Here is a 24,148-nt window from a genome sequence, read left to right on the forward strand (position 1 = left end):
GTGCTCCGCCGCCCGCAACGGGCGGCGGTTCACCGGCCAGGACGCTAGAGGTTGCACATGGCATGGCACATGCCCCCTCTCTGATCTACCTCGTGTACGGTCGCCAGACCTACCATCAGGAAGCCCTGTTCAGCATCGCCAGCGCCATCGCCCGGGCACGGGAAACACCGCAGCTGCGCCTGGACATCCAGGTCGTCACCGATGACGGCGCCCCCTACGCCGGGCTGCCGGTGCGGGTGCGCCACATCGACGCAGGCACCCTGGCCGGCTGGTACGGGCCCCACGGCTACCATTTCCGCGCCAAGCACGTGGCCCTGCGCCAGGCGCTCGACGAACTGCCGGCCGCCGTGCTGATCGATACCGACACCTTCTTCCACGCCTCGCCCGCCCATCTGCTCGCCCGCGTGCGGCCCGGCGCCCTGCTGTGCAACGCCGTCAACCAGCGCCTGGGCGACTCGCCGGCGCCCGTCTACCGCCAGCTGATCGAGCCCCTGAAGGCCCGCGGACTGGCCGACGAACGGACACCGCTGATCAATTCCGGGGTGATCGGACTGACCCGCGAAGACGCCCTCGTACTCGACCGTTCGTTGGAATTGATGGATGACCTCTACCCAATTGCCCGCGCAGCCTATAATCTTGAAGAGTTCGTTCTGGCGATTGCGGCCTACAGACAACTGGAACCCGTCGGTTGTACCGACCTCATCCACCATTATTGGAGCCGCAAGCAGTTGTTCCGGGCGAAAGTCCAGGCCTGGCTGCACAAGCACCGAACGTCCCTTCTCAGCCCCCTGGCTCTCGACGACACCCAACTGGTGACCGACCGCCTGCCGCGTCCACCACGGGCCGCGCGCCTGCTGTACAAGCTGAGAACACTGCCGTTGCCGGCCCCGATGCGCCAGTTCAGCCTGGAGCTGTTCTACGGGTGCCACGACTACGACAACGAGTTCGACCGGGCCTGCGGCCCCGTCTGGTGGGAAAAGGCCGTGACCAATGTCATCGCGCGCCATCCCGACCAGCCGGTGCAAGAGCAGCTCGGTGAATGGCTGAACCACAAGGTGTTGCGCCATCTCCTCGGCCCAAGGCTCGAGGCGATACGCCGGCACCTACGCCAGCAGGACCTGCTCTGAACGGCAGGCCGGCGCTGGCAGCGCCTCTGCCCTTCCGGGGCCGGGCGCAACCCCAGGCCGGCGGCCCTTGCCGTCGGCCCCCGGAGGAGCCCGCGAGGGCCCCTGCCAGTAGCTCGGCCCTGGGTGCATACGCAGCGCCCCGCGCCGTCCCTCTTCCCGCCACGGGAACGAGGGTACAGAGGAGTTCGAAGAACTTGGTGACTTCACATTCGCCGGCCAGCCGCCGGCTCATATAGGAATACCCCGCATGTCCTTTTCCTCCCTCGGTCTCTCCGAGGCGCTGGCCCGCGCAGTAGAGGCGGCGGGCTACAGCCAGCCCACCCCTGTCCAGGAGCGGGCGATTCCCGCCGTATTGCAAGGTCGCGACCTGATGGTCGCGGCCCAGACCGGCACCGGCAAGACCGGTGGCTTCGCCCTTCCGGTGCTCGAGCGGCTGTTCCCCGAAGGCCATCCCGACCGTGAACACCGCCACGGCCCGCGCCAGGCGCGCGTGCTGGTGCTGACGCCGACCCGCGAACTGGCCGCCCAGGTCCACGACAGCTTCAAGGTCTATGCCCGCGACCTGCCCCTGAAGAGCGCCTGCATCTTCGGCGGCGTCGGCATGAATCCCCAGGTCCAGGCCATGTCCAAGGGCGTCGACGTGCTGGTGGCCTGCCCCGGCCGCCTGCTCGACCTGATCGGCCAGGGCAGCGTCGACCTCTCCCGCGTGGAGATCCTGGTCCTCGACGAAGCCGACCGCATGCTCGACATGGGCTTCATCCACGACGTCAAGAAGGTCCTCGCCAAGCTGCCGCCCAAGCGCCAGAACCTGCTGTTCTCGGCGACCTTCTCGAAAGACATCACCGACCTCGCCAACAAGCTGCTGCACAACCCCGAGCGCATCGAGGTCACCCCGCCGAACACCACCGTCGAGCGCATCGAGCAGCGCGTGTTCCGCATCCCCTCGGTACAGAAGCGCGCCCTGCTGGCGCACCTGGTGACCGTGGGCGCCTGGGAGCAGGTGCTGGTCTTCACCCGCACCAAGCACGGCGCCAACCGCCTCGCCGAGTACCTGAGCAAGCACGGCCTGCCGGCCGCCGCGATCCACGGCAACAAGAGCCAGAACGCGCGCACCAAGGCCCTGGCCGACTTCAAGACCAACGATGTGCGCATCCTGGTGGCCACCGACATCGCCGCCCGCGGCCTGGACATCGACCAGTTGCCCCACGTGGTCAACTACGAGCTGCCCAACGTCGAGGAAGACTACGTCCACCGCATCGGCCGCACCGGCCGCGCCGGGCGCAGCGGCGAAGCCATCTCGCTGGTGGCCCCGGACGAGGAGAAGCTGCTCAAGGCCATCGAGCGCCTGACCAGGCAGCAGATCCCCGCTGGCGACACCCAGGGCTTCGACCCCGAGGTGGCACTGCCGGAAGTGGCCCTGCCCGAGCCCAAGGAACAGCCCCAGCGCCAGCCGCGCAAGGACAAGGCCAAGCGCGAGCGCAAGCCCAGGGACAAGGAGCCGCAGCAGGTACAAGCTGCCGCCGAGGCCCAGGCCGAAGACGGCGCCGAGCAGGGCGACAAGCCGGCCGGCAAGCGCCGCCGCCGTGGCGGCCGCGGCAAGAAGAAGGGCGATGCCCAGGCCCAGGGCGAGCAGCAGGCCCAGCAGGCCCCGCGCGGCGACGCCCAGCCCAGGCAGCCCAGGCAGCCCAAGCCGGCGGCGCAGGGTCAGAACCGCGATCCCGAGGAGTTCCTCGACGACGACTACGACAACTTCGGCAACCGCGCCGACTACGTCAGCCCCTTCCCGGACAAGGACGTGCAACGCGGCCAGCGCCGTCGCGGCGGCCAGCCCCAGGGCCAGGCGCCCCAGGGCCAGCGTGCCCGCGGCCAGGGCCAGGCTCAGGGCCAAGGCCAAGGTCAAGGCCAGAAGCAGGGCAAGCCGGGCCAGAAAGGCAGCGGCCAGGGTGGCCAGGGCGCCCGCGGCAAGAACGCCAACGGCCAGGCCCGCGGCGGCCAGGGCGGCAACGCCCAGGGCAAGCAGCGCGCCGCCCGCAAGCGCGGCGGCAAGGGCCAACCCTCGCTGATGAGCGACGCGCCGCTGCGCGAGCCGAGCGAGTACGGCGCCGCCAAGCCGACCCGCCAGCCGGTGGTGATCAACAAGCGCGACCTGGTCCGCGGCGACCGCTTCCCCACTGCGGAGCAGTTGGAAGAGCTGGAACCGCGCCGCGAAAAGGGCGAACGCCCGGCGCTGCTGACGCGTAACCGTTGAGTGCCAGTTGTTGAAGAAACCGCCCCTTGGGGCGGTTTTTTCTTGGCTGTGCGCAGGGCCTGCTCCTGTAGGAGCGAGCTTGCTCGCGAACCGTGTTGCCCTTTGGCGACGGCGTGTCGGCTCCACTCCGCACCCTCTCCCTAACCCTCTCCCTGAAGGGAGAGGGGACCGTTCGGTGTACTCGGGTATTTCGGCGTCAGCCGGCTGCTACGAAGTTGCCGATTGGCGCCAAACCTCTCTCGGCACGGACTATCCCCCTCTCCCTTCAGGGAGAGGGTGCTCTTCGCAAACTCCTGTCGCGAACCCCATTCGCGAGCAAGCTCGCTCCTACAGGCAACAAAAAAGCCGCCCCAAAGGGCGGCTTCGTGTCATTCACCAAGCACTCAAAGCACCTGCCGCAAAAAGCTCTGCGCCCGTGGATCGGCCGGCTGTTCGAAGAACTGCGCCGGCGGCGCGTCTTCCAGCAGCTTGCCGTGGTCGAAGAACAGCACGCGGTCGGCCACTTCGCGGGCGAAGCCCATCTCGTGGGTGACGCAGACCATGGTCATGCCTTCCAGCGCCAGGGCCTTCATCACGTCGAGCACCTCGCCGACCATCTCCGGGTCGAGCGCCGAGGTCGGCTCGTCGAACAGCATCACCTTCGGCTCCATGCACAGCGCGCGGGCGATGGCCACGCGCTGTTGCTGGCCGCCGGACAGGCGCGAGGGGTATTCGTTGGCCTTCTGGCCGATGCCGACCTTGGCCAGCAGTGCCTTCGCCTTTTCCTCGCGCTCGGCCTTGCCGCGCTTGCGCACCACTTTCTGCGCCAGGCACAGGTTCTCCAGCACGGTCATGTGCGGGAACAGGTTGAAGTGCTGGAACACCATGCCGACTTCGCGGCGGTAGGCGTTGATGTCGGTCTTCGGGTTGGCCAGGTCGACGCCGTCGATGCTCACCGAGCCGGAGTCGAACTCCTCCAGGCCGTTGAGGCAGCGCAGGAAGGTGGACTTGCCCGAGCCGGAGGGCCCGATCACCACCACCACCTCGCCCCTGTCCACGCGGGTGGTCACGTCGTCCACCGCGCGCACCACGTGGCCGCGGGTGTCGAACACCTTGGTCAGGTTGCGGACTTCAATCACTTTGTCCGAGCCTCCGTTCCAGCCGGCTCGCCATATGCGACAGCGGCAGGTTGATGACGAGGTAGAGCGCGGCCACGCAGAACCAGATCTCGAAGGTGGAGAACGAGGTGGTGATGGCCTCGCGGCCGCTCTTGGTCAGTTCGGTGATGGCGATCACCGAGACCAGCGAGGTGTCCTTGACCAGGCTGATGAACTGCCCGGCCAGCGGCGGCAGCACGCGCTTGAAGGCCTGCGGCAGGATCACGTGGCGCATCGACTGCGCCGCGCTCAGGCCCAGGGAGCGCGCCGCCTCGTCCTGGCCGCGGGCGATGGACTGCACGCCGGCGCGGACGATCTCGGCCACGTAGGCGCCGGTGAACAGCGCCAGCGCCGCCACCCCGGCGAACTCGCGGGACAGGTTGAGCACGGTGCCGATGAAGAAGTAGAAGATGAAGATCTGCACCAGCAGCGGCGTGCCGCGCACCAGCTCGACGTAGAGCGTCGAGAGGTCGTGCAGCGTGGGGTTCTTCGACAGCCGGCAGAGGCCGGTGAACAGGCCGATGGCCAGGCCGATCGCGCCGGAGACGAAGGAGATCCACAGCGTGGTCCACAGGCCCCAGGCCAGCGGGCCGGCGGCCCAGTGGCGCTGCACGCCGACCACGTCGCCTTCGCCGACGTCGTCGTTCTCGGAGAACTGCAGGCTGTCGCCGGCCACGTTCAGCACCTGCTGCCTGCCGTCGTCGTCGACCAGGGTGACGCGGGCCTCGCGGCCGGAATCCTCGATCTTCTCCACCCGCGAGACGGCGTCCGCACGTTGCGGTTCCTCCGCCTGGTAGGCGAAGTACTGGGGAACGCGGTTCCAGCGCCACTCGTAGGAAATCAGCGAGGTGGAATACCAGATGGCCAGGCCGATCAGCAGGAGGATCAGCGCGGTCAGCCCATGCCAGGGCCAGGTGGGGCGTTTGCTTCTAGTCACGTATCTTTACCGTGAAAATGCGAACGCGCAGGCCAGGGCCTGCGCGTCGGGTCGAACAGCGTCGGACGCGGATTATTCCATGTCCTTCAGCCAGTCGGTGCTCTTGAACCACTTGTCGTGCAGACGATCGTAGGTCCCGTCCTCGTGGATCTGCTTGAGGAAGTTGTTGATCCAGTTGATCGAGTCGTAGTCGCCCTTCTTCAGGCCGAAGGCCAGCGGTTCGTAGGTGAACGGCTGGTCGAGGAACACCAGCTTGCCGGCGCCGAACTTGCCGACCGCGACCACGTTGTAGGGCGAGTCGTAGATGAAGGCGTCGGCCTTGCCGTTGACCACGTCCATGACCGCCTCGGGCTCGTTGTCGAAGCCGTGGTACTGGGCCTTGGACAGCTGCTTCTTGGCGACGAACTCGCCGGTGGTGCCGATCTTCGAGGTGATGCGGTACTTGGCGTCGTTCAGGTCCTTGTAGGACTTGATGGCGCCTTCCAGCTCCTTGCGGATCAGCAGGGTCTGGCCGACCACGATGAAGGGATCGGAGAAGTTGACCCGCAGGTTGCGCTCCTGGGTCAGGGTCATGCCCGAGCCGATCATGTCGAACTTGTCGGTCAGCAGCGCCGGGATGATGCCGTCGTAGCTGGTGGAGACCAGCTCCAGCTTGACGCCCATGGCCTTGGCCATGGCCTTGAGCAGGTCGACCTCGAAGCCGACGATCTGGCCACGCTTGTTGGTCATCTCGAACGGCATGTAGGTCGGGTCCATGCCCACCCGCAGGCTGCCGCGCTTGACCGCGTCATCCACCGCGCCGGCCTGTGCCGCGCCCACGCCGGCCAGGGCGCAGACGCCCAGCAGCAGCGATGCCAGATACTTTTTCATTCCCCACACTCCCAGACAGTCGAAATTGAGTCGTGCGCACGTCGGCACGGCATCCAGCTGCGGTCTTTATGCCGCGCGAAGCCTCGCCGGGCGCTGAAGGGTGCGAATCCTACCCTCTGTCGCCGTCCGTCGGGAGTCTTTCTGGATCGATGGCGCAGGTTAGCAGCAGTAAAGCGCCGGGAAAACCGTTGCAAGGCGTTGCCACTCCCCGCCTGGTGACGGGGAGCGGCTCGCGGTCAGGACTGCGCGGCCGGCAGGCCCACGCCGGCGCCGGCCGGCGGCGCCAGCGGCAGCGCCGGGCTGTGCGCGTCGGCCTGCACGGACTTGCGCCAGGGCTCCAGCCAGTTCTCATGGCCGCCTTCCCACACCTGCAGGTGCAGGCGCGACAGCGCCACCGGGTCGCTCAGCAGGGCCAGGCGGGCCTCGCCGGCGACGGCCTGCGGACCGCCTTCCAGGGCCTGCTGCACGCGCCGCTGGCGCGCCGCCTCGATGGCCTCGGAGCGCGCGTGGCGCGCGGTGCCCATGGCGCAGGCCAGGGCGTTGAGCAGCGGGTCGGAAACGCTGCGGACGAAGCCGTCCTTCAGCGCCTGCCAGCGGTTCTGGTAGGTGTACTCGTCGGTGGAGCGCAGCTCGCGCGGGGTGTCGTATTCCTCGGGGATGAGGAACAGCTTCTCGTCGCGCGAGGCCAGGCCCAGGTTGACGCGGCTGGTGATCACCGACACCGGGATGGACAGCATCAGCGAACCGACGATGGGCGACAGCCACCACAGGAAGCGCGGGTTCAGCCACACCACCAGCAGCGCCCAGGCCAGGCCCAGCAGGGTCTGCATGCCGTGGCGGCGCAGCGCCTCGCTCCAGGGCGTGGCGTCGTCGTCACGCTGCGGCGACTTCCACTGCGCTTCCCAGCCGAGGAACGCGGCCAGCACGAAGCGGGTGTGGAAGAGCATGCGCACCGGCGCCAGCAGCACCGAGAAGAGCATCTCCAGGAGCATGCTCAGGGTGACCTTGATCACGCCACCGAAGGCCTTGGCGCCCTTGGCCCAGATCAGCATGACGCTGAGCAGCTTGGGCAGGAACAGCAGGGTCAGGGTGGTGGAGAACAGCGCGATGGCCTTCTCCGGGTGCCACTGCGGCCAGATCGGGAACAGCTGGCGCGGCTCCAGGAAGTACTGCGGCTCCATCAGCTGGTGCACCGCCAGCAGCGCGGTGGACAGCACCAGGAAGAAGAACCACAGCGGCGCCGACAGGTAGGACATCACCCCGGTGAGGAACACCGCGCGGTGCACCGGGTGCATGCCCTTGACCAGGAACAGGCGGAAGTTCATCAGGTTGCCGTGGCACCAGCGGCGGTCGCGCTTGAGCTCGTCCAGCAGGTTCGGCGGCAGTTCCTCGTAGCTGCCCTCCAGGTCGTAGGCGATCCACACGCCCCAGCCGGCGCGGCGCATCAGCGCGGCCTCGACGAAGTCGTGGGAGAGGATGGCCCCGGAGAACGAGCCCTTGCCCGGCAGCGGCGCCAGGGCGCAGTGCTCGATGAAGGGTTTCACCCGGATGATCGCGTTGTGCCCCCAGTAGTGCGACTCGCCCAGCTGCCAGAAGTGCAGGCCGGCGGTGAACAGCGGGCCGTACACGCGGGTGGCGAACTGCTGCATGCGTGCATAGAGGGTGTCCATGCCCGAGGCCTTGGGCGCGGTCTGGATGATGCCCGCCTCCGGGTTGGCTTCCATCAGCCGCACCAGCTTGGCCAGGCAGTCGCCGCTCATCACGCTGTCGGCGTCCATCACCACCATGTACTTGTACTGGCTGCCCCAGCGCCGGCAGAAGTCGTCGATGTTGCCGCTCTTGCGCTTCACCCGGCGACGGCGGCGGCGGTAGAACAGCTTGCCGAAGCCCTTGGTCTCCTGGCACAGCTCGATCCAGGCCTGCTCCTCGGCCACGGCGATGTCGGCCTGGTAGGTGTCGCTGAGGACGAAGAAGTCGAAGTGGTCCAGCTCGCCGCTGGCCGCCACCGACTCGAAGGTGGCGCGCAGGCCGGCGAAGACCCGCGGCACGTCCTCGTTGCAGATCGGCATGACGATGGCGGTGCGCGCGTCGGGCGCGATCGGCTCGTTGCCGGCGCTGCTGCCGGAGATGCGGTAGCGGTCGCGGCCGCTGAGCAGCTCCCAGAAGCCCATCAGCGCGGTCCAGAAACCGGCCGAGACCCAGCAGAAGAGGATGGCGAAGAGCAGCAGCACGCCGAACTGGATCAGGTACGGCAGCACCTGCTGCAGGGTCTGCAGCCAGGTCTGGCGGTTGATCTCTTCCAGGTCGATCAGCGCCCAACCCTGGTACGGCAGGATGCCCTTCATGTAGTAGGTGGCGATGCTGGTCTGGCCGAGCATCAGCAACAGCAGGATCATCCGGCGCAGCGAGCCGACCCGCTGCCAGCGCGCCTTGGGCAGGTCGCGCGCGGGCTTGGACGGGTTGCCGCGGCCGAGCAGGCGGCGCCAGCCGCGCACCAGCACGTTGGTCCGCCAGGGCTCGGGGAGCACCTTGGTACGCTGGATCGGCGGCGCCGCCTTGAGGTAAGCGCGGCCGTTGTCGTCCAGGCCGAGCATGCCGGTTTCCTGCAGCTCCTGGCCGTAGCCGAGCAGCAGGCGCGGGCCGATGGAGCCCAGCGCCGCATCGTCGGTGGCGGCCGGCGCGGTGCCGGCCTCCTCCGCCAGGCGCTGGTGCAGGTCACTGAAGGAAGCGCTGCGCGCCAGGCGCTCGCGCCCTTCCGCGGTCAGCGGAAGGTGCTCGAGGTATTCGCCCAGCGGAGCCTTGTGGGTGGTCGTGTTATTCATCGGCAGGCAGCTGGTAGCTCCAGGTTTCGGACAGGGTCTGTCCATCTTTGACCAGGGCCGCACGCATTTCGGTCGGCTTCTTCGGATCCTTCACCTTGATCCGAAGGGTCAGGCGCCAGCCCTGGGTCACAGGGTTGTAGCGCAGGTTGTTTTCCTTGACCTCGGCGTTGTCGTCGGTGCTCACCTGGGTGGTCACCGCGGCGTCGGCCGGCAGGACCTTGAGGTTGGCGCCCTCGAAGTCCACCACCAGGGCGGTACTGCCGTCGGGCTGGCGGATCAGGTTGGCCTGCTTGACGTCACCCACCGAGCGCAGGGTCTGCTTGACCTGGGCGACCTTCTGCGAATGCAGGGCGTCCTCGTCCATGGTCCAGTGCATGCGGTAGGCGTATTCCAGCGGCTGGCCGGACTCAGGACGCTTCTCCGGGTTGAAGAAGGCGACGATGTTGTCGTTGGTCTCGTCCGGGGTGGGGATCTCGACCAATTCGACGCTGCCCTTGCCCCAGTCGCCGCGCGGCTCGATCCACAGGCTCGGGCGCAGGTCGTAGCGGTCGTCCAGGTCTTCGTAGCGGCTGAACTCGCGGCCGCGCTGGAGCAGGCCGAAGCCTTTCGGGTTCTCCACCGCGTAGCTGCTCACCGACAGGTGTTTCGGGTTGTTCAGCGGGCGCCAGATCCACTCGTCGTTGCCGGCATGGATCTGCAGGCCGGTGGAGTCATGCAGCTCCGGACGGAAGTTGTGCTGCTCCGAGGGCTGGTTGGAGCCGAACAGGAACATGCTGGTCAGCGGCGCCATGCCGAGCTTGGTGACCTTGTCGCGCAGGAACACCTTGGCCTGCACGTCGACCACGGTGTCCTTGCCCGGACGCAGGACCAGGCGGTAGGCGCCGGTGGCGCGCGGCGAGTCCAGCAGGGCGTAGATCACCAGGTGCTTGTCCTGGGGCTTGGGCTTCTCGATCCAGAACTCGCGGAAGCGCGGGAACTCCTCGCCGGAGGGCAGCGCGGTGTCCAGCGCCAGGCCGCGGGCGGAGAGGCCGTAGACGTGGCCCTTGCCGACCACGCGGAAGTAGCTGGCGCCGAGGAAGGTGGCGATCTCGTCGAGCTTGTCGGCCTTGTTGATCGGGTAGAGCACGCGGAACCCGGCGTAGCCGAGGTCCTTGGTGGCATTGGCGTCGAACTGCAGGGTTCCGAAGTCGAAACGCGCGGGATCGTACTTGATCTCCTTGACGCTGGTGGCCGTCACCTCGTTGATCTTCACCGGGGTGTCGAAGTGCATGCCCTGGTGATAGAAGCTGAGCTTGAACGGCTCCTTCTCGTCGGCCCAATAGGCCTTGTCCATGCGGAAGCGGATCTGCTGGTAGTCGGCGAACTTCATTTCGCTGAATACCGACGGCAGGTTGCTGGCCGGCGCGCTGTACTTCTCGCTGGCCAGTTTCTTCGCCTCGCCGGCGACGTCATCGATGGTGAAAGCCCAGGCGTGAGAGGCGCCCAGGGCCAGGAAAGCGGAGCCGACCAGCATCAGGTCGCGCAGGAAATTACGGGAAGCGGTGTGTTGAACGGAACGAAAAATCACGAGTCCCCCTCGTCCGTGAACTTGAAAAAACCAAGGCCGGCCCTGGCAATGCCAAAGTGCCGGCGATTGAATTCCGACCCCGGTGAGCCCGAATGATTCCCCGCGATCGCGAAGAACCCTTGCCCGGCCTTGTGGCCTGGGCTCCCGGGGAGCCATTGTTCTAGTTGCATGCGAGTTGCCATCATCCTGCGGCCCGGTTACGGACTGCCGCCTGCTCAAGCCTCCAGAAGAAAGGTCACCGGCCCGTCGTTGACCAGGTGGACCTGCATGTTGGCGCCGAACCGGCCGGTAGCGACCAGCGGATGACGGGCTCGTGCCTGATCCACGAGATGTTCGAACAGTTCTGCGCCCCGGGCCGGCGGCGCCGCGCTGGAAAAACTCGGCCGCAGACCCTTGCGGGTGTCGGCGGCCAGGGTGAACTGCGAGACCAGCAGCAGACCGCCGCCGACATCGCCCAGAGAAAGGTTCATCTTACCTTCAATATCGGCGAACACTCGATAGTTAAGCAGCTTGTGCAGCAGCCGCTGGGTGCTCGCCTCATCGTCCTCGGGCTCCACGCCGACCAGCGCCAGCAGGCCCTGGTCGATGGCGCCGACGATTTCCCCGTCGACTTCCACCCGCGCGGCGCTCACGCGCTGGATCAGCGCCTTCATTCGGCCTCCGGGGGGAGGTTGAGCAGGCGCCGGCCGATTTCGTTGGTGGCGCGCACCAGGGCATCGGCGATGCCCGGCTCGCTGGCCGCATGGCCGGCGTCGCGGACGATCTGCAGTTCGCTGTTCGGCCAGGCCTTGTGCAGCGCCCAGGCGTTGTCCAGCGGGCAGACCACGTCGTAGCGGCCGTGCACGATGACGCCGGGCAGGTGGGCGATACGGTGCATGTCGCGCAGCAGCTGGTCCGGCTCGAGGAAGGCGGCGTTGACGAAGTAGTGGTTCTCGATGCGGGCGATGGACAGCGCGCGGTGCGGGTCGCTGAAGCGGTCGACCACCGCCGGGTTGGGCCGCAGCGTCGCGGTGCGCCCTTCCCAGGTGGACCAGGCGCGCGCGGCGTGCATCTGGGCGATCTGGTCGCTGCCCACCAGGCGCTTGCGGAAGGCCTGCATGAGGTCGCCGCGCTCGTCCGCCGGGATCGGCGCCAGGTAGTCCTCCCAGTAGTCGGGGAACAGTTGGCTGGCGCCCTCCTGGTAGAACCAGCGCAGATCCTGCGGGCGGCACAGGAAGATGCCGCGCAGGATCAGCGCGTGGACGCGCTCGGGGTGCGCCTGGGCGTAGGCCAGCGACAGCGTCGAGCCCCAGGAGCCGCCGAACAGCACCCACTTCTCGATGCCCAGGTGCTGGCGGATGCGCTCCATGTCGGCCACCAGGTGCCAGGTGGTGTTGTCGTCCAGGCTGGCGAAGGGCGTGGAGCGCCCGCAGCCGCGCTGGTCGAAGGTGACGATGCGGTACAGGTTGGGGTCGAAGAAGCGCCTGGACAGGGCGTCGCAACCGGCACCCGGGCCGCCGTGCACGAAAAGCACCGGCAGACCGTCCGGTATGCCGCTTTCATCCACATAAAGGAGGTGCGGTTCATCGACGGCCAGCTGGTGCCGGGCGTAAGGCTTGATTTCCGGATACAAAAGCTGCATGGCGCACTCCTGAATCTTTACGTACGGTCCGTCCCTCGACCGGATACCATCCCTTGCGTGTCGGGCATGATACCTGTGCCCGCGCAAAACCGATAAAGGAGTTCACTCGGGATGCCGAGGAAGTTGTATCTTTGCCTGCTGTGCGTCATTTGTCTGCTGGGCGGATGCAGCAGCGACTCCCCCCAGGACCAGTTGAACGACGCGGTGCGCCAGCTGCAGCGCAACCTCGACGAGCGCGCCACCAGCGCCGTGCTGGCGCAGTTGCACGAGGATTTCCGCGCCCAGGGCGAGTACGACCGCGACTGGGTGCGCCGGACCCTGGCGCAGGTGTTCGTCCAGCAGCCGCGGGTGCGCTTCATCACCCTGGGGCGCAGCAGCCGCGTCGACCGCAACTACGCCGACGTCGGCCATACCCGGGCGGAACTGGCGCTGACCGGCGGCGACGACCTGCTGCCCGAGCGCAGGCGCAACCGCCCCTACAGCGTAAGCCTGGAATGGCGATGCGAGGGTGACACCTGGAAGCTGGCGAGGCTCGACTGGCGATGAACCCACTGCAACACCGCATCCGCGCCGCCGGCCTGCTGGTCCGCGAGCAGAGCATCCTGCTGGTGCGCCACGAGGTCGACGGCGACGTCTACTGGATTCCCCCGGGCGGCGGCTTCGAGTCGCACAGCGACCGATCGACGCGCGACACCGTGAAGCGCGAATGCCGCGAGGAAACCGGGCTGGAGGTGGAGGTCGGGCCGCTGGTGTACGTCCGCGAATTCGCCGAGCCGCTGGCCGGGCGCTTCCACATGGAGCTGTTCTATCGCGTCGACGCCTGGCGCGGCGACCTGAGCCTGGACAACCTGCGCGGCCTGGGCGGCGACGAGTTCGCCATCCACGAGGTGGCCTGGGTGCCGCGCGCCGACCTGACCGCCCTGCCCTCCTTCTACCCCGCCGAGCTGCTCGACGACGTCTGGGAACGCCTGGCCGCGCCGGCGCCGCTGATCCGCCACCTGGGCCTGCAGGTGTGAAACGCCGCTGGCTCCTGCCCCTCGCGGCGCTGCTGGTCCTGCCGATGTTGTTGCCGGAGCGCCCGGTCATTCCGGTGCAGGGCGCCAGCCAGCGCGACTGGAACCGCCGTTCGTTCTGGTACGAGCCCTGGGGCATTTCCGGGGTGCACAAGGGCATCGACATCTTCGCCGACGCCGGCGCCCCGGCGCTGTCGCCGGTGCCGGGGCTGGTGCTGTACCGCGGCGAGATCGGCCTGGGCGGCAAGGTGGTGCTGATCCTCGGGCCGAAATGGCGCCTGCACTACCTGGCGCACCTGCAGGCCTGGAACGTGGCGCCGCTGCAACCGGTGGGCCGCGGCCAGGTGGTCGGCGCGGTGGGCAGCTCGGGCAACGCCGCCGGCAAGCCGCCGCACCTGCACTACGCGGTGCTGTCGCTGCTGCCGCGGCCCTGGGCCGCCACCGACGAAACCCAGGGCTGGAAGAAGATGTTCTTCATCGACCCCGGGCAGTTCCTCCTGGCGCGCTGAACGGCGAACTTTGGAAACACTCCCGGCGTGGCCGCGCGGCGCGCATCTGCGCTACGGTGCCGGGCTCCCCTTCATCCCGAAAAGGAGTTCGACATGCTGGCCAGGCCCCTCGCCCTGCCCCTGCTGCTGTGCCTCGCCCTGCTCGCCGGCTGCGGCAAGGACGACCCGCAGGCCGCCCTGGAAGCCGCCGTGCAGCAACTGCAGGCGAACATCGAAGCGAAGAAGACCGGCGCCGTGCTCGACCAACTGGCCGACGACTTCCGCGCCCAGCAGGTCAACGACCGCGACTGGGCCCGGCGCACCATGGCGGTGCTGTTCCTCCGCCACCAGAAGATCGGCGTGCTCGCCCCGGCGAAGAACAGCTGGATCGACCCGGCGGTCTCGCGCCGCGGCTACACCGAGGCCAAGGTCGGCCTGACCGGCGCCGAGGGGCTGATCCCCGACAGCGCGCGGCTGTATGACGTGAAGCTGGAGTGGTGGCTGGAAGACGGCGAGTGGAAGCTGGCGCGGCTGGATTGGGAATGACCGCGCGCCCCGCGCCGAGGTGCTCTTCGTAGGAGCGAGCTTGCTCGCGAACAGACTCCGCTGCGGGGCTCATTCGCGAGCAAGCTCGCTCCTACAAAAAAGCACCCACACCATTCCCCTGTAGGAGCGCGCCCTGCGCGCGATTCGCGGGCAGGGCCCGCTCCTACAGGTTGTCGGGAAGCACGGTATTCCTCCCCCCGTAGGAGCGGACCTTGTCCGCGATAGCCGGACGAACCGGCGCGGTTCGCGGATGAGATCCGCTCCTACGCTGCCCCACCCACATCGTCCCCATGTAGGAGCGCGCCCTGCGCGCGATATCGCGGGCAGGGCCCGCTCCTACAGGTTGTCGGAAAGCACGGTATTCCTCCCCCGTAGATACCGTGTCACCTAGCCTCGAGCAAGGGCCAGTTCCACATTGTATGGCTGGCCCGACTTGAGGACGCCATAGGCGATCTGCAGCAGCTTGCGCATGGCAGCACAGATGATCTGTTTACCCGCTTTGCCTTTCTCCTCGAGCCGTAAACGCAGTGCCCGTATCGCCTGGTTATGGCTCATGGCACAGATGGCTGGCATGAACAGGCCTGCCCGCAAGAGGCGTGAGCCGATCTTTGAGATCCTCACCTGGCCCTTGTGTTGGCCGGATTCCCTGAGCCTCGGATTGAGTCCTGCAAAAGCCACGACCGCCCGGGCACTCTCGAAGCGGCTGATTGATCCAAGTTCGGCCAGCAACAGGGCTGCAGTTTTGTCGCTGATACCCTCGATACTCGTCAGCAGATCGCGCTTGCCCCGCAAGTCAGGATCGTTGTCGATATGTTGGCGAATCGCTTCCAGCGTCTGTTCAATCTGCTGTTCCAGATGGGCCGAGACCGACAGGATCGACTCTTTCACCACGTCGCTCTTGGCGGTTTCCAGGCGGTTGATTTCCATCTGGAACAGCTCCTTGAGCTCTTCGTAGCGCCGTACCAGCGCACGGAGTTGCCGCACGCTCACCGGGTCCGGCTGCCAGAGCTGGAGATCCTCGGCATGCCGAGCGCCGTAGAGGGCGATCAACTTGGCGTCGACCTTGTCGGTCTTGACCCGTTGCAACTGGCTTTGCGCATAGCTGGCGATACGTGCCGGATTCATCACGCAGACACGATATCCCCGGGCCAACAGATAATCGCCCAGAGCTTCGTGATAGATGTTGGTGGCTTCCATCACCACCCACGCCCCTGGCTCGGCATGTTTTTGCAGCCACTGGTCAAAGACGCTGAAGCCCGACTGATCGTTGCTCAGATTGCCTTTGGTGCGGTATTTGCCATTGCTCTGCAGAACCGCAATGTCGAAAGTTTTCTTGGCGATATCCACGCCAACTACGATGGCCATAACTCCTGCTACCTCTTACAGCTTTACATCATCAGCACTCCACTCCATCCAACCTTGCCTATACGAGCTACCACCGGGGTGGGGCTCCAGATACCGTTCGGACTCACGAGTGGATTGGGAAGGCAGGAGACTATCTACAGTGCAGGCTCGTAGCCTAGGAGCGGACACGTCTTCCTGGTCTTCCTTCCGGTGATCAGCCGGAGACTACCCGCCGTTATGGCGGGTCGTCGACATACAAGGAGCGGACCTTGTCCGCGATAGCCGGACGAACCGGCGCGATTCGCGGATGAGATCCGCTCCTACGCCGCCCCACCCACATCGTCCCCATGTAGGAGCGCGCCCTGCGCGCGATTCGCGGGCAGAGCCCGCTCCTACAGGTTGTCGGGAAGCACGGTATTCCTCCCCCCGTAGGAGCGGACCTTGTCCGCGATAGCCGGACGAACCGGCGCGGTTCGCGGATGAGATCCGCTCCTACGCTGCCCCACCCACATCGTCCCCATGTAGGAGCGCGCCCTGCGCGCGATTTCGCGGGCAGGGCCCGCTCCTACACCCATCCTACGAAAAGCATCTCGGCAAGCACCGTGCGCGGGCGCTTCGTCAACGGCCGTAACGCTCCCGGCCCCAGGCCAGGAAGGTCTCCAGCATCTTCCGCAGCACCTCGGCGGTCGGGCCGGCCAGGTCTTCGCGGTAGGCGAAGGGCGCCTGTTCATCCATGTAGTTGCACTGCGCGAGTTCCAGCTGCACCGCGTGCACGTGCTGCTCGGGCTGGCCGTAGTGGCGGGTGATGTGGCCGCCCTTGAAGCGCCCGTTGAGCACGTGGCTGTAGCCCTCGGCTTCGGCGCACACCGCCTGCAGGCGCTCGGCGAGGTCCGCCGGGCAGCTGTTGCCGGAGTTGGTGCCGATGTTGAAGTCCGGCAGGCGGCCGTCGAACAGGTGCGGGATGTGCGAGCGGATCGAGTGCGCGTCCCACAGCAGGGCGTAGCCGAATTCGGCCTTCAGCCGCGCCAGTTCCTCGGCCAGGGTTTGGTGGTACGGCGCCCAGACTTCCGCCAGGTAACGCGCACGCTCCTCGGCCGAGGGCGCCTGGCCTTCGTGGAACAGCGGACGGCCGTCGAACAGGGTGTCCGGGTACAGGCCGGTGGTGGCGGTGCTGTACAGCGGCTTGTCGTCGGCCGGACGATTCAGGTCGATGACGTAGCGCGAGTAGTTCGCCGCCAGGGTGCTGGCGCCCAGCTCGCGGGCGAAGTCGTACAGGCGCGGGATGTGCCAGTCGGTGTCGGCCAGTTCCTTCGCCTCGTCCACCAGTCCGGCTTCCACGGCCGGGGTCAGGCGGGTGCCGGGGTGCGGCATGCTCACCAGCAGCGGTACGCGGCCGCGGCTGAAGCTCAGTACGTTATCCACAGGAGACTTCCTCTGCGTGACGGATGATGCGCTTGGGCAGGTCGCCGCCGAGCCAGTAGGCCAGCTCGGCCGGGCGCTGGATGTCCCAGGCGACGAAGTCGGCGAGCTTGCCCGCCTCCAGGCTGCCGTGGTCGGCTTCCAGGCCCAGGGCGCGAGCGGCGTGCAGGGTGACGCCGGCCAGCGCTTCTTCCGGGGTCAGGCGGAAGGCGGTGCAGCCCATGTTCAGCATCAGGCGCAGCGACAGCGCCGGCGAGGTGCCGGGGTTGAGGTCGCTGGCCAGGGCGATGGCCACGCCGTGCTTGCGCAGGGCCTCCATCGGCGGCAGTTGGGTTTCGCGCAGGACGAAGAAGGCGCCCGGCAGCAGCACCGCGACGGTGCCGGCCCTGGCCATGGCGATGGCGTCTTCCTCGGTCATGAATTCCAGGTGGTCGGCGGACAGCGCCTGGTAGCGCGCGGCCAGGCTGGAGCCATGCAGCGAGGACAGCTGCTCGGCGTGCAGCTTCACCGGCAGCCCCAGCGCCTTGGCGGCCTGGAACACCCGCTCGACCTGCGCCGGGGAGAACGCCAGGTGCTCGCAGAAGGCGTCCACCGCGTCCACCAGCCCTTCCTGCGTCAGCGCCGGGAGGATTTCCGTGCAGATCAGCTCGATGTAGTCGTCGGCACGATTGGCGTATTCCGGCGGCAGGGCGTGGGCCGACAGGCAGGTGGCGCGCACCGTCACCGGCAGCACCTCGCCCAGGCGCCGCGCCACGCGCAGCATCTTGCGCTCGCTGGCGAGGTCCAGGCCGTAGCCGGATTTCACTTCCAGTACGGTCACCCCATCAGCCAGCAGCGGCCGCGCGCGCTTGATGGCGCTGGCCAGCAGTTCTTCCTCGCTGGCCTCGCGGGTGGCGCGCACGGTGCTGGCGATGCCGCCGCCGGCCGCCGCGATCTCCGCATAGCTGGCGCCCTGCAGGCGCAGCTCGAATTCGGCGCTACGATCGCCACCGAACACCAGGTGGGTGTGGCAGTCGATCAGCCCTGGGGTCAGCCAGGCGCCGCCCAGGTCATGGCTGCGCTGCACCTCGTGCAGCGGCAGTTCGGCGTGGGGACCGATCCAGTGGATGCGCACGCCCTCGGTAAGAATCGCCGCGTCCTCGATAATCGAGTACTTGCCGCCGGCCATGGTGGCGGCGTGGCAGTTGTGCCAGAGCTGTTTCATTGCAGTCTCCCGATGCTCGCGCCGACGTTCTGCAGCGCCCGGCGGTCGGCCAGCAGCGCGGCGGCGCGGGCGATGTCCGGGGCCAGCCAGCGGTCGGCGTCGTAGGCCGGCACCTGCTCGCGCAGCAGCTCCCAGGCACGCTGGGTGCCGGCGCCGAAGCGTTGTTCCTTGAGGAATTCGAAGGCCTGGGCGGCCAGCAGGTATTCGATGGCGAGAATCTGCTGGCAGTTGCCGATGCAGCGGCCGAGCTTGAGCGCGGCGCTGGTGCCCAGGCTCAGGTGGTCTTCCTGCAGGCCGGAGGTGACGTAGTTGTCGACCACCGCCGGCTGCGCCAGTTGGCGGTTCTCGCCGGCCAGGGCGGCGGCCACGTACTGCACGATCATCATCCCCGAGTTGACCCCCGGCTGGCTCACCAGGAACGCCGGCAGGCCGCTGACCAGCGGGTTGATCAGGCGGTCCAGGCGGCGCTCGGCGACGCCGCCCAGCTCGGCCACGGCGATGCACAGCAGGTCGGCGGCCATGGCCACGGATTCGCCGTGGGGGTTGGCCTGGGACACCACCCGGTAGTGCTCGGGCGTGCCCAGCACCAGCGGGTTGTCGTTGGCCGAATTGAGTTCGATCTCCACCTGGCGCGCGGCGTGGGCCAGCTGGTCGCGGCAAGCGCCGTGGATCTGCGGCATGGAGCGCATGCTCAGGGCGTCCTGGGTGCGGATGCCGCGGCTGCTGGCGAGCACTTCGCTGCCGTCGAGCAGCGCGCGCAGGTTCTCGCCCACCAGCTGCGCGCCGGGGTGCGGCTTGAGCGCGAGGATTTCCGCGTCGAAGGCGTCGGTCTGCCCGCGCAGGGCCTCGAAGCTCATGGCGCCGATGACGTCGGCCCAGTGCGCCAGGCGCGTCGCGTCTTCCAGGGCCAGGCAGCACAGGCCGGTCATGCAGGGCGTGCCGTTGACCAGGCTGAGCCCGTCCTTGGCGCCCAGCTCCACCGGCGCCAGGCCCTCGGCGCCCAGCGCTTCGGCGGCGCTGACAATGCGCCCCTGGTAGCTCACCTCGCCGACGCCCAGCAGGGCCACGCCGACGTGGGCCATGTGCGTCAGGTAGCCCACCGAGCCCTGGGCCGGCACGCGCGGAGTGATGCCGCGGTTGAGCAGTTCCAGCAGCGCCTGCACCACGCGGCGGTGCAGGCCGGACTTGCCGAGGCTGTAGTTGGCGATGGCGACGCAGATGATCGCGCGCGTCTGCTCGTCCTTCAGCGCTTCGCCGACGCCGCAGGCGTGGCTGAGCAGGGTGTTGTGCGACAGCTGGGCCAGTTGCTCGCCTTCGAGTACCACGTTGCACAGGGCCCCCAGGCCGGTGCTGATGCCGTAGGCGCGCTCGCCGCGTTCGACGATGCGCTCGACGATGCCGCGGGCGTTGTCGATGCGCGCCCAGGCCGCCGCCGAAAGCTCCAGGCGCGCGCCATGGCGGGCCACGGCGACCACGTCCTGCCAGTGCAGGGGCGCGTCGCCGAAGGTGATGATGGAAGCGGAGGACATCGAAACTCCCGGACTACAGGTTGGCCACGCGGCGCTGGACGAAGCGGTCGACGTACTCGTCGGCCGGCTGATGGAGGATTTCCCGCGGGGCGCCGACCTGGATCAGCTGGCCGTCCTTGAGGATGGCGATGCGGTTGCCGATGCGCACCGCCTCGTCGAGGTCGTGGGTGATGAAGACGATGGTCTTGTGCAGGGTCTTCTGCAGTTCCAGCAGTTGGTCCTGCATGTCCGCGCGGATCAGCGGGTCGAGGGCGCTGAACGCCTCGTCCATGAGGATCACGTCGGTATCGGCGGCCAGCGCGCGGGCCAGGCCGACGCGCTGGCGCATGCCGCCGGAGAGCTGGTGCGGGTAGGACTTCTCGTAGCCCTTCAGGCCCACGGTGGCGATCCAGTGCAGCGCGCGCTCCTGGCACAGCGCCTTGCTCTCGCCGCGGACCTTGAGGCCGTAGGCGACGTTGTCGAGCACGCTCTTGTGCGGCAGCAGGCCGAAGCTCTGGAACACCATGCTGATCTTGCGCCGGCGGAAGTTCTCCAGCTGGCGCGAGTCGTAGCGCAGGATGTCTTCGCCGTCGACCAGGATCTCGCCGCTGGTGGGGTCGATCAGGCGGTTGAAGTGGCGCACCAGGGTCGACTTGCCGGAGCCGGACAGGCCCATGATCACGAAGATTTCACCGGCCTCGATGGACAGCGACAGGTCGTTCACCCCGACCACGCAGTCGGTGGCGGCCAGCACCTCGGCCTTGCTCTTGCCCTGGCGGATCATCGCCAGCGCGGCGTCGGCGCGGGCACCGAAGATCTTGTAGACGTTCTTGACCTGGATCTTGCTCATTTGCTGGCCTCGTGGTGACGCGAGCGGCCGTAGGCCTGGGTGATGCGGTCGATGACCACGGCGAGGATGACGATCGCAAGACCGGCCTCCAGGCCCTTGCCGACATTGAGCGTCTGGATGCCCACCAGCACGTCCTCGCCCAGGCCGCGGGCGCCGATCATCGAGGCGATCACCACCATCGACAGGGCCATCATGGTGGTCTGGTTGATGCCCGCCATGATGCTCGGCAGGGCCAGCGGCAGCTGCACGCCGAACAGCTGCTGGCGGCGGTTGGCGCCGAAGGCGGTGACCGCTTCCATCACCTCGCGGTCGACCTGGCGGATGCCCAGGTCGGTGAGGCGGATCAGCGGCGGCGCGGCGTAGATCACGGTGGCGAAGATCGCCGGCACCTTGCCCAGGCCGAACAGCATCAACACCGGGATCAGGTACACGAAGCTGGGCATGGTCTGCATGATGTCCAGCAGCGGCAGCAGGATGGCGCGCAGGCGGTCGCTGCGGGCGGCGAGGATGCCCAGGGGGATGCCGATCAGCACCGAAATGATGGTGGCCACCATCATCAGCGCCAGGGTCTGCATGAGCTTGTCCCACAGGCCCACCGCGCCGACCAGGAACAGCAGGCCGGTGATCACCAGGGTCGGCACCAGGCGCCGGGTGGCGTGCCAGGCGATGCCGGCGACGATGGCCAGCATCAGCCACCAGGGCGTGGCGCGCAGCAGGCTTTCGAGGTTGACGATGGCCCACAGCAGGGTGTCGGAAATGTGCCGGAAGACGTCGCCGTAGTTGGTCACCAGGGCGTCGACCCAGCCGTTGACCACGTCGGCGATGGAGAAGGTGAAGCGTTCAGGGAACATGGCTCGTACTCGCAAGGATTAGGCATCGCCGGGGAGGCCTGGCCTCCCCGGCTCGGGCAGCGTCAGAGCGCGGCCTGGATCTTCTTCGCGGCGTCCTCGCTGACCCAGGCGGTCCACACCTCAGGGTGCTCCTTGAGGAAAGCCTTGGCCAGTTGTTCGGAGGACAGTTTTTCCTTGGCCATCTTCGCCAGGTTCTGGTTCAGCAGGTCGATGGGCAGGTTGACCTTCTCCAGCACCGCGACCAGTTCCGGCGCCTGGTCATGGAAGCTGCGCGACAGGCCGACCTGGATCTTCACGTCCTTGTTCACCCCCGGCTCGTCCAGCTTGACCAGGTCGGCCTGGCCCATCAGCGGCGTCGGCGACCAGTAGTAGAAGAGGATCGGCTCCTTGCGCTTGTAGCTGGACAGCACCGCGGCATCCAGCGCCGGGCCGGTGCCCGGGCGGAAGTTGGTGTACTTGGCCTCCAGGCCGTACTTCTTGAGCATCTCGGAGTTCTCCAACTCGCAGGTCCAGCCGGCCGGGCAGTTGTAGAAGCGGCCCTTGCCCGGCTCTTCCGGGTCGCGGAACAGCTCGGAGTACTGGCCCAGGTCGGTGACCGCCTTGAGGTTCGGCGCCTTGGCCTCGATGCCGCGGGCCTTGTCGCCCTCGATCACGAAGCGCGGCACGTACCAGCCCTCGGTGGCGCCGACGATGGGCGCGCCCACGCCGACCACCTTGTTGGCGGCGGCGGCCTTGTTCCAGGCGTCGCTGCGGCCGATCCACTCTTCGCTGAAGATCTGGATGTCATTGTTGGCCAGGGCCTGCTCCATGGTGATGGAGTTCCCCGGCAGGCTGTCGGTCTCGCAGCCGTAGCCGTTCTTCAGGATGAACTGCATGACGTCGGTGAGCAGCATGCCGCTCTCCCAGTTCAGCCCGGCGAACTTCACCGGCTTGCCGCTCTCGCACCAGCCCTCCGCCTGGGCCGATGCCATGGAACCCAGCAACCCGGCGGAAAGGATCAGGCCCAGCAGCGTCTTCTTGGAATTGTTCATCTGATGCTCCTAAACGTGGAAAGGGAGTTGGGCAGTACAAGGGCCGCGCCCGTGCGGGGCGCGGCCGGGCCGGTTCAGGTACGGGCCGGCAGGATCAGCCGGTCCGGCACCGCCCGGCTGCTGCGCCGGGCGACCAGGTAATAGAGAACGGCGGGCACCACCAGACCGATGATCCAGGAGATGTCCACGCCGCCCAGGTAGTCCACCAGCGGGCCGGTGTAGAACTTGGTGGAGATGAACGGCAGCTGAACCAGCACGCCGATCACGTACACGCTGATCCCCGGCAGGTTCCAGCGGCCGTAGCGGCCGTCCGGGTCGGCCAACGCCGGCACGTCGTAGCGCTCGCGGGTGATCAGGTAGTAGTCCACCAGGTTGACCGCGCTCCACGGGGTGAAGAAGGCCAGCAGGAACAGGATGAAGGACTTGAACGCGCCGAGGAACGAATGCTGGCCGAGCAGCGCGACCAGGGTCGCGGCGCCAACGATCAGCAGCACGAACACCAGGCGCTGCCGGGGCGTGACTTCGACGTGGCCGCGGAAGCCGCTGATGATGGTGGCGATGCACATGAAGCTGCCGTAGGAGTTCAGCGTGGAGATGGTCACCTTGCCGAAGGCGATGCTGAAGTACAGCAGCGCCGCGGTGGCGCCGCTGCCGCCCAGGCCGACGATGTAGGCGACCTCGCGGCCGGCGAACTGGCCGTTGGCCATGGCCGCGGCGAACACCCCGAGGACCATCGCCACCTGCGCGCCGATCACCGAACCGGCGCCGACGGCGAGGAAGGTCTTCACCGACGAGGTCCTGCTCGGCAGGTAGCGCGAGTAGTCGGCCACGTAGGGGCCGAAGGCGATCTGCCAGGAAGCGGCCAGGGACACCGCGAGCAGGAAGCTGCTCCAGCTGAAATGACGGATCTGCAGCAGCGCGCCGACGTCGGTCTGGGTCATCAAGCGGCTGAACAGGTAGACGAAGGCGATCACCCCGATGATGCTGGCGAGGCGGCCGATGAAGTGGATCACCCGGTAGCCGAGCACGGTCGCCAGGACGATGACGCTGGCGAAGATCAGGATGCCGGCGCTGTCGCTGACGCCGAACAGCTGGCCCAGCGCCTGCCCGGAAAGCACCGTGCCGGTGGCGGTGAAGCCCAGGTACATGAGGCACACCAGCACGATCGGGATGGCCGCGCCGTAGACGCCGAACTGCACCCGGCTGGAGATCATCTGCGGCAGGCCCAGCTTGGGCCCCTGGGCCGCGTGCAGGGCCATGACCCCGCCGCCGAGCAACTGGCCGATGAGCAGGCCGATCAGCGACCAGAACACGTCGCCGCCCAGCACCACGGCCAGGGCCCCGGTGACGATGGCGGTGATCTGCAGGTTGGCGCCCAGCCACAGGGTGAACTGGCTGTAGAGCTTGCCGTGGCGCTCGGCCTCGGGGATGTAGTTGATCGAGCGCCGCTCGATCAGCGGCTTGCTGGAGTTCTCACTGGCCTGGGACATCGCTTTTCTTCTCCACCCCGGCGCCGGGCCGGGGTTCTTGTTGTGTCAGAGGACGGATTCCGCTCGGCCCGACCGC

At 67.5% G+C, this 24,148-nt stretch carries 21 protein-coding genes; 6 read left to right on the forward strand and 15 right to left on the reverse strand.

All coding sequences use genetic code 11. The features are described from left to right. The first annotated feature begins 62 nt into the window (after window positions 1-62). Window positions 63-1,127, forward strand: coding sequence for a hypothetical protein (locus ACTWJ5_RS29710; RefSeq protein ID WP_253409004.1), 1,065 nt, complete (start codon window positions 63-65; stop codon window positions 1,125-1,127). Window positions 1,128-1,374: 247 nt separating this feature from the next. After that, window positions 1,375-3,375 (forward strand): DEAD/DEAH box helicase, encoded by a 2,001-nt coding sequence (locus ACTWJ5_RS29715; RefSeq protein ID WP_253409006.1) that lies wholly within the window; start codon window positions 1,375-1,377, stop codon window positions 3,373-3,375. Between the two features lie 383 nt (window positions 3,376-3,758). Here ACTWJ5_RS29715 and ACTWJ5_RS29720 read toward each other — a convergent pair whose 3' ends face one another. The 7 genes from ACTWJ5_RS29720 to pip form a co-directional block, all read right to left on the reverse strand. After that, on the reverse strand, window positions 3,759-4,493 hold the full coding sequence (locus ACTWJ5_RS29720) for an amino acid ABC transporter ATP-binding protein (protein ID WP_074985446.1): 735 nt from the start codon (window positions 4,491-4,493) through the stop codon (window positions 3,759-3,761). Beyond that, entirely contained in the window at window positions 4,486-5,448 is a 963-nt protein-coding gene (locus ACTWJ5_RS29725; protein WP_074985447.1) for an amino acid ABC transporter permease, read from the reverse strand. Before ACTWJ5_RS29725 ends, ACTWJ5_RS29720 begins: the two co-directional genes overlap by 8 nt. 72 nt (window positions 5,449-5,520) lie before the next feature. Then, a complete protein-coding gene (locus tag ACTWJ5_RS29730) occupies window positions 5,521-6,318 on the reverse strand; it encodes a transporter substrate-binding domain-containing protein (RefSeq protein ID WP_074985448.1) in 798 nt (265 codons plus the stop codon). A gap of 236 nt (window positions 6,319-6,554) precedes the next feature. Then, complete coding sequence (mdoH, locus tag ACTWJ5_RS29735; RefSeq protein ID WP_444437071.1) at window positions 6,555-9,140, reverse strand: glucans biosynthesis glucosyltransferase MdoH; 2,586 nt, start codon at window positions 9,138-9,140, stop codon at window positions 6,555-6,557. Further along, complete coding sequence (locus ACTWJ5_RS29740) at window positions 9,133-10,707, reverse strand: glucan biosynthesis protein G (RefSeq protein WP_301500878.1); 1,575 nt, start codon at window positions 10,705-10,707, stop codon at window positions 9,133-9,135. The genes mdoH and ACTWJ5_RS29740 overlap by 8 nt, the downstream gene beginning before the upstream one ends. A gap of 215 nt (window positions 10,708-10,922) precedes the next feature. Then, window positions 10,923-11,360 carry a D-aminoacyl-tRNA deacylase gene (dtd, locus tag ACTWJ5_RS29745; RefSeq protein WP_116424149.1) on the reverse strand — a complete coding sequence of 146 codons (438 nt, stop codon included), beginning with the start codon at window positions 11,358-11,360 and terminating at the stop codon, window positions 10,923-10,925. Further along, window positions 11,357-12,328 carry a prolyl aminopeptidase gene (gene pip, locus ACTWJ5_RS29750; RefSeq protein WP_116424148.1) on the reverse strand — a complete coding sequence of 324 codons (972 nt, stop codon included), beginning with the start codon at window positions 12,326-12,328 and terminating at the stop codon, window positions 11,357-11,359. Before pip ends, dtd begins: the two co-directional genes overlap by 4 nt. 111 nt (window positions 12,329-12,439) lie before the next feature. Here pip and ACTWJ5_RS29755 point away from each other — a divergent pair, with 111 nt between their 5' ends. The 4 genes from ACTWJ5_RS29755 (at window position 12,440) to ACTWJ5_RS29770 (ending at window position 14,375) form a co-directional block, all read left to right on the forward strand. After that, window positions 12,440-12,874, forward strand: coding sequence for a hypothetical protein (locus tag ACTWJ5_RS29755; protein ID WP_444437073.1), 435 nt, complete (start codon window positions 12,440-12,442; stop codon window positions 12,872-12,874). After that, a complete protein-coding gene (locus ACTWJ5_RS29760) occupies window positions 12,871-13,344 on the forward strand; it encodes an NUDIX domain-containing protein (protein ID WP_009613717.1) in 474 nt (157 codons plus the stop codon). The genes ACTWJ5_RS29755 and ACTWJ5_RS29760 overlap by 4 nt, the downstream gene beginning before the upstream one ends. A gap of 44 nt (window positions 13,345-13,388) precedes the next feature. Further along, entirely contained in the window at window positions 13,389-13,850 is a 462-nt protein-coding gene (locus ACTWJ5_RS29765) for a M23 family metallopeptidase (RefSeq protein WP_444439680.1), read from the forward strand. A gap of 93 nt (window positions 13,851-13,943) precedes the next feature. Continuing rightward, entirely contained in the window at window positions 13,944-14,375 is a 432-nt protein-coding gene (locus tag ACTWJ5_RS29770; protein WP_009613720.1) for a hypothetical protein, read from the forward strand. A 387-nt stretch (window positions 14,376-14,762) separates the two neighbouring features. On the opposite strand, the gene ACTWJ5_RS29775 is transcribed toward ACTWJ5_RS29770, so the two are convergent. From ACTWJ5_RS29775 to ACTWJ5_RS29810, 8 genes are all read right to left on the reverse strand, one after another. Beyond that, window positions 14,763-15,740 carry an IS110 family transposase gene (locus ACTWJ5_RS29775; RefSeq protein ID WP_444436200.1) on the reverse strand — a complete coding sequence of 326 codons (978 nt, stop codon included), beginning with the start codon at window positions 15,738-15,740 and terminating at the stop codon, window positions 14,763-14,765. A 597-nt stretch (window positions 15,741-16,337) separates the two neighbouring features. Continuing rightward, a complete protein-coding gene (gene hutG, locus ACTWJ5_RS29780; protein WP_444437075.1) occupies window positions 16,338-17,141 on the reverse strand; it encodes an N-formylglutamate deformylase in 804 nt (267 codons plus the stop codon). After that, a complete protein-coding gene (hutI, locus tag ACTWJ5_RS29785; protein ID WP_444437077.1) occupies window positions 17,134-18,342 on the reverse strand; it encodes an imidazolonepropionase in 1,209 nt (402 codons plus the stop codon). Before hutI ends, hutG begins: the two co-directional genes overlap by 8 nt. Continuing rightward, entirely contained in the window at window positions 18,339-19,871 is a 1,533-nt protein-coding gene (gene hutH / locus ACTWJ5_RS29790) for a histidine ammonia-lyase (protein WP_444437079.1), read from the reverse strand. The genes hutI and hutH overlap by 4 nt, the downstream gene beginning before the upstream one ends. Before the next feature lie 13 nt (window positions 19,872-19,884). Next, entirely contained in the window at window positions 19,885-20,700 is an 816-nt protein-coding gene (locus ACTWJ5_RS29795) for a quaternary amine ABC transporter ATP-binding protein (RefSeq protein ID WP_051878578.1), read from the reverse strand. Then, window positions 20,697-21,551, reverse strand: a complete 855-nt coding sequence (locus ACTWJ5_RS29800; RefSeq protein WP_043313138.1) for an ABC transporter permease — start codon at window positions 21,549-21,551, stop codon at window positions 20,697-20,699. The genes ACTWJ5_RS29795 and ACTWJ5_RS29800 overlap by 4 nt, the downstream gene beginning before the upstream one ends. 62 nt (window positions 21,552-21,613) lie before the next feature. Further along, window positions 21,614-22,582 (reverse strand): ABC transporter substrate-binding protein, encoded by a 969-nt coding sequence (locus tag ACTWJ5_RS29805; protein ID WP_444437082.1) that lies wholly within the window; start codon window positions 22,580-22,582, stop codon window positions 21,614-21,616. Between the two features lie 74 nt (window positions 22,583-22,656). Next, on the reverse strand, window positions 22,657-24,072 hold the full coding sequence (locus ACTWJ5_RS29810; protein ID WP_444437083.1) for a purine-cytosine permease family protein: 1,416 nt from the start codon (window positions 24,070-24,072) through the stop codon (window positions 22,657-22,659). Window positions 24,073-24,148: the final 76 nt, after the last annotated feature.

It is taken from the genome of Pseudomonas sp. A6 (assembly GCF_052367875.1).
In the GTDB taxonomy this organism is placed as follows: domain Bacteria; phylum Pseudomonadota; class Gammaproteobacteria; order Pseudomonadales; family Pseudomonadaceae; genus Pseudomonas; species Pseudomonas citronellolis.

Bases quoted from the DNA above. Each gene is read 5' to 3' on its own strand.
- ACTWJ5_RS29710 (WP_253409004.1), top strand. From the start codon at position 63: ATGGCACATGCCCCCTCTCTGATCTACCTCGTGTACGGTCGCCAGACC.
- ACTWJ5_RS29715 (WP_253409006.1), top strand. From the start codon at position 1,375: ATGTCCTTTTCCTCCCTCGGTCTCTCCGAGGCGCTGGCCCGCGCAGTA.
- ACTWJ5_RS29730 (WP_074985448.1), bottom strand. From the start codon at position 6,318: ATGAAAAAGTATCTGGCATCGCTGCTGCTGGGCGTCTGCGCCCTGGCC.
- mdoH (WP_444437071.1), bottom strand. From the start codon at position 9,140: ATGAATAACACGACCACCCACAAGGCTCCGCTGGGCGAATACCTCGAG.
- dtd (WP_116424149.1), bottom strand. From the start codon at position 11,360: ATGAAGGCGCTGATCCAGCGCGTGAGCGCCGCGCGGGTGGAAGTCGAC.
- pip (WP_116424148.1), bottom strand. From the start codon at position 12,328: ATGCAGCTTTTGTATCCGGAAATCAAGCCTTACGCCCGGCACCAGCTG.
- ACTWJ5_RS29755 (WP_444437073.1), top strand. From the start codon at position 12,440: ATGCCGAGGAAGTTGTATCTTTGCCTGCTGTGCGTCATTTGTCTGCTG.
- ACTWJ5_RS29760 (WP_009613717.1), top strand. From the start codon at position 12,871: ATGAACCCACTGCAACACCGCATCCGCGCCGCCGGCCTGCTGGTCCGC.
- ACTWJ5_RS29765 (WP_444439680.1), top strand. From the start codon at position 13,389: ATGTTGTTGCCGGAGCGCCCGGTCATTCCGGTGCAGGGCGCCAGCCAG.
- ACTWJ5_RS29770 (WP_009613720.1), top strand. From the start codon at position 13,944: ATGCTGGCCAGGCCCCTCGCCCTGCCCCTGCTGCTGTGCCTCGCCCTG.
- ACTWJ5_RS29775 (WP_444436200.1), bottom strand. From the start codon at position 15,740: ATGGCCATCGTAGTTGGCGTGGATATCGCCAAGAAAACTTTCGACATT.
- hutI (WP_444437077.1), bottom strand. From the start codon at position 18,342: ATGAAACAGCTCTGGCACAACTGCCACGCCGCCACCATGGCCGGCGGC.
- hutH (WP_444437079.1), bottom strand. From the start codon at position 19,871: ATGTCCTCCGCTTCCATCATCACCTTCGGCGACGCGCCCCTGCACTGG.
- ACTWJ5_RS29795 (WP_051878578.1), bottom strand. From the start codon at position 20,700: ATGAGCAAGATCCAGGTCAAGAACGTCTACAAGATCTTCGGTGCCCGC.
- ACTWJ5_RS29800 (WP_043313138.1), bottom strand. From the start codon at position 21,551: ATGTTCCCTGAACGCTTCACCTTCTCCATCGCCGACGTGGTCAACGGC.
- ACTWJ5_RS29805 (WP_444437082.1), bottom strand. From the start codon at position 22,582: ATGAACAATTCCAAGAAGACGCTGCTGGGCCTGATCCTTTCCGCCGGG.
- ACTWJ5_RS29810 (WP_444437083.1), bottom strand. From the start codon at position 24,072: ATGTCCCAGGCCAGTGAGAACTCCAGCAAGCCGCTGATCGAGCGGCGC.